The sequence below is a fragment of the Paraglaciecola sp. genome (genome assembly GCF_030730205.1).
GTDB lineage: Bacteria > Pseudomonadota > Gammaproteobacteria > Enterobacterales > Alteromonadaceae > Paraglaciecola.
This window is the reverse complement of the sequence record NZ_JANQVQ010000063.1, coordinates 1-4,869: the sequence shown is the minus strand read 5'-3', so window position 1 is coordinate 4,869 and position 4,869 is coordinate 1. Positions and strand designations below refer to the sequence as shown.

General features: G+C 42.1%; 4 protein-coding genes. All 4 read right to left on the bottom strand.

Annotated features, from left to right (window positions below; all coding sequences use genetic code 11):
- Positions 1 to 1,778: FimV/HubP family polar landmark protein (locus NWQ57_RS05690; protein WP_306021170.1), on the bottom strand; the 1,778-nt coding region annotated here is incomplete at its 3' end.
- Between the two features lie 416 nt (positions 1,779 to 2,194).
- Positions 2,195 to 3,211, bottom strand: a complete 1,017-nt coding sequence (locus NWQ57_RS05685; protein ID WP_306021169.1) for an aspartate-semialdehyde dehydrogenase — start codon at positions 3,209 to 3,211, stop codon at positions 2,195 to 2,197.
- Between the two features lie 38 nt (positions 3,212 to 3,249).
- Positions 3,250 to 4,371 (bottom strand): 4-phosphoerythronate dehydrogenase, encoded by a 1,122-nt coding sequence (locus tag NWQ57_RS05680; RefSeq protein ID WP_306021168.1) that lies wholly within the window; start codon positions 4,369 to 4,371, stop codon positions 3,250 to 3,252.
- A 164-nt stretch (positions 4,372 to 4,535) separates the two neighbouring features.
- Positions 4,536 to 4,778: an alpha/beta fold hydrolase gene (locus NWQ57_RS05675; RefSeq protein WP_306021167.1), complete on the bottom strand. Its 243-nt coding sequence runs from the start codon at positions 4,776 to 4,778 to the stop codon at positions 4,536 to 4,538.
- Between the last annotated feature and the right edge of the window lie 91 nt (positions 4,779 to 4,869).

Here is a 4,869-nt window from a genome sequence, read left to right as displayed (position 1 = left end):
TCAGGCTCAAAACCGGCGTTTTCATCAAAGCCCGCAGCAAGGCTTTCTTCGTCTAGTTTTTGGATACTTGGCTGAGCGACAGTATTTTGCGGAGCTTCGTCTTCATCATCGTCGTCCCCAAAATCACCAAGCATTTCTCGCATCTGCTCTACTTGTTCTAACTCATCAAGCAAATTGCCCGTAATATTATCTATCTCAGCATTTTGTTCGGCGATTTCTTTGTCTAATTTTTGTAAAACGTCTTCATTGATATCTTCATCTTCATCAGAAATAATATCTGGCGTGACAATAGGCGTATTTTCACCGTCAAATAATTCATCAATACTGATTTCTGGTGCTTCGTCTTGGTCAACGACCGTTTCAATGCTGGGCGACTCTTCATCAAACTCTGCCGCGTCACTTTCAGGCTCAAGGATAGCTTCAGCTACTTCCGGTTGAGGCGTAGGCTCTATTTCTGCTAGTACATCGTCGATGTCACTATCAATGAGTTCGGCTTCTGCATCATCGCCGCTACCAGCAAGTAAGTTATCCTCATCGTCGTCTTCATCGAACAGACTATCGAGTTCATTTTGTCCAATCTGAGAGTCACCTTCCTCAAATTCTTCCGAAGCGGTGGTAGGTTCAAGCAGGTCTTCACCTAAGTCATCAAAAGAATCTAATTCATCATCAAACGCGTTATCTAAGGAGTCATCCAGGGCATCATCTAGAGACTCACGTAGCTCTTCAGCAAGCACATCATCCAGTAGGTCGTCATCGCCAAACAGATTATCATCATCGAGGTCATCCCCTAGTTCATCTGAAAGCTCATTACTTAAGGCATCAGATAAGTCGTCTAACGCTGAACTGTGGGGATCAAGACTAATGTCATCGTCTTCTACTAAATCAAATTCCTTTGGCTTATCGTTTGCACTACGGCGCATCAAGAAAAAATACGCCAAGCCACCAAGAAGCGACAGGGTCAAAGGAACCGTAATTGCCGCCAGCATCCAAGGACTGTCTAACCAACTTGCATTGGCCTCGTCTTCAGCCGCTTTGGCTTTCAGCTCATCTTCTAAGCGCGAACGAGCCAGAAGCTCTTCAATGCTTTGACCCATCTGTTCCATCTGCTGGTTTTTTACGACTTCCTCTGAACGCATTTGATCAATATCAGTATTGACCTTATCAAGCTGCTCAACCAGTTGTTGATTTTTATTTAAGATCGCTTGAACTTGACTGATTGATTCGGCAAATTGTTGCCGAATTTCAAGAAACTGGCGTGATTGTGCCTCATTTAACGCTCCCAATTTTTCTTCTATTAGCGCCTTGGTTTCGTCTAGCTCATTTTTACTGACTTTTGCACTGCTACTGAGACTTTGACTGGCAACTGCTTCGCTATTGGTAGGCCCTGCAGTTTTGAGGATCTGTTCATCGCTTTGAAAACGATCAATCGCGGCAGTTTTATCAACTCTAGAGGCATAACGCTCAGAGGGTAACTTTAGGATAGAGCCATTTTTGATAAGATTAAGATTGTCTTGTTCAAAAGCGTCGGGATTCAGTTGGTAAATCGCATACATGACCTGGTAAATAGACAACTCTTTGCTTTGTCTATAACGGCTAGCAATTTGCCATAGCGTATCAGATGATTTTATTGGACCATAATTAACGCCAGAATACTGAGCGGAATTGTTTTTAGGCCCCTTAACTTGCACACTTTGGGGTACGGCTGCATATAAAGTCGAGATAGCGAAACAGCAACAAACGACAAATAATTTCGCCTTGTTTAGCATTTTGATTGTCAAACGGCTTGCCCCAATAGTGGTTGTGTCATGTGATCTGCGGTTCCATTTCGACCTAAAAATTAATTATCTTGCAATAACCTGCCAGCTAACCCAATTATGTTAGTTGCATTTTACTCAATCAGACAACCATGCTGTTGATCTTGAAAATGACTAAGAAGGTGTCAAATTTTAGACTTTAGTAGGTAAAAACCAATTTAATTACACTAACCTAGCAATTGGTATTCCAACATTTTATGTCAATAACATGCAACTCTAGCACTATAAACCAGATGCGAAAACGGATCTAGAATGCACTCGCTTTGACCACTAAAAACTGGTTGATGGTGGTATGAGAATCATCGGCACAGGAACAGAAAACATAAGGGCTATTCGCTGTAACTGAATAGCCCTTAAGATAGAATGGAAATAAAACTAAATTACATGTAATCGCGGATCAATACTTCGGCTATCTGGATGCTATTGGTCGCAGCACCCTTACGCACGTTGTCTGATACAACCCACATATTGATACCATTTGGATGGGTAATATCATTGCGGATACGCCCAACAAATACTTCGTCATGACCGCTAGCGTTACCGACTTGAGTTGGAAAATCTTCGCGCTGTTCCATCAACTTTACGCCTGGCGCGTTGGCTAACAAGGCTTTTACTTCTTCCGCGTCTATCGGAGAACGCGTTTCCAAGTGAATTGCTTCACCGTGACCAAAGAAAACAGGTACACGGACCGCAGTGGCATTAACCAAAATACTGTCATCGCCCATAATTTTCTGAGTTTCCCACACCATTTTCATTTCTTCTTTGGTGTAGTCATTATCAGTAAACACATCGATTTGAGGTATGACGTTGAAAGCGATTTGACGACTAAAAGCTTTTACCTGAACTTCTTTTCCGCTTAGCAATGCAGCGGTTTGATGCGCCAATTCATCCATTGCTGACTTACCTGCACCCGATACTGATTGGTAGGTAGAGACGTTAATACGTGAAATACCAACTGCATCTTGAATGGGCTTTAAGGCAACTAACATTTGAATTGTGGAACAATTGGGGTTAGCAATAATATTTCGATTTCTAAAATCGGCTAAAGCATGGGCATTCACTTCAGGCACAACTAATGGAATGTCGGCTTCGTAGCGATAATGAGAGGTATTGTCGATAACAACACAACCTGCTTCTGCCGCGATGGGGGCGTATTTAGCTGATACACTGCCACCAGCAGAGAAAAAGCCAAGTTGTACTTTTGACCAATCAAACGTATCTGCGTCAAGTACCGTAATATCCTTACCCTTGAACGATACTGTACCACCAGCAGAGCGTGAACTCGCTAGAGGATAAAGTGTATTGACCGGGAAATTCCGTTGTTCAAGAATTTCGATCATATGCTGCCCTACCAATCCGGTAGCGCCTAGCACAGCAACATCAAAAGACCGAGACATGTTTGAAGTACTCCTATAAAAATAAAATGATTAGCCTATCAGGCCTTTAAAAAATCGAGGGCGTAGATTGCCTTTGATTGCGAAAAATTTCCAGTATTAACCTTTATTGCAGAAAACTCTCTTCTTATAGGGTAGTGCTTTCTGATATATCTAAATTGCTCTGCATTGTGCATATTATCCTTAAAGTGTTTACTGTCGTCAGCGATGTTGTAAACCTCTAAGATTAAGTTTTCGATATTTTGCTGAACGTCCAAGCTTGGATTTATATTCAATTGTGTTTCAACCCGAGGTAAATAATCACTTAATGTTTTAGATTTAGGCAAGTGATAAAAATCACACAAGCCTTGATAAAGCATTTCCGTGCCACGGGCTTTACCTTCTATCGTATGGCCTGCTATATGAGCTGTTGCCAATGCGACATAAGGAACAAGCGCTAAATTGATATCTGGCTCGTTTTCCCAAACATCTAACACTAAATTCAACCTTTTACCGCTTTCAAACAAACTCAGCACCTCGCCATTATCAATCACTTCACCGCGACAAGCATTTATTAATACTTGCTGCTCGGTAAGTTCACTCAAGCGGGCTACATCAAATAGGTGTTCTGTTGGGTGTTTGCCTTCACTGATAAAAGGAACATGTAGAGTAATGATGTCGCAGTGCATTATCCTTTGCATATCAACAAACTGGCGGGGATCTCCCGCTTCCTGCAAAGGCGGATCGCAAAGATAATAGGTTATACCGAGAGTATCTAACTTTTTTTGCAAGGCGCTACCAACATGGCCTGCACCTACAATACCGATTGTTTTATCGCCTAAATGCCATCCTAATTTTTTGCCCATGACACATAAAGCACTTAATACATATTCTGCCACTGCTACGGCATTACAGCCTCCTGCAGACTGAAAATGAATCCCCCTTTGCATTAGGTAAGGAATATCAACATGGTCGGTACCCGCTGTTGCGGTTGCAACAAATTTTAGCTTAGAAGCTTTCGCTAATAATGTCTCATTCACTTTAGTAGTAGAGCGCACTAAAAGGACATCGGCATCGGCAATCATATCGGCATCGATAGTTTTATGAGAAAACACCTGACACTCACCTAGTTCAGCAAAAAATTCTGAGCCATAAGGCATACTGTCTTCAAAATAAATTTTCATTAATAGGGTTCTTGTTTACACAAAAATAAAGGACCTTAGTATGCCATGAAGGTAGATGAGGTAAAGCGCCGCACGGTATATATTTAACAAATAAACTAAGTGATTTTTTACGGTCCACCACCCCCTGAGCCAGTGTCAGAACTCAGCACTGAATGTAAAAAAGCTTAATATAAATGCAGCACTGCTTGCGGTGCCTCAAGTTGCGGGTAATGTCCTACATCCAATAAAGCCGTTCGGGCATTTGGCACGATATCAATGTATCGGTCTAACAGTTGTCTACCAGAAATCGAGTCTTGTGCGCCGTTGATGAAGTACAGAGGGATGCTTGTCTCAATCATTGTCTCGACCCATCTTTTCCCTAAACGCTGGCGCTCATCCATGTAAGCTAAGAGCTCAGGTAAAACCATGTGGCCTACTTTGTTTTGAAGTCATTGCCATAAAATGTCGACATGCGCTGACTGTGGTTGAGTATCTTTGCCGAATATCCGTGTAAAGCTT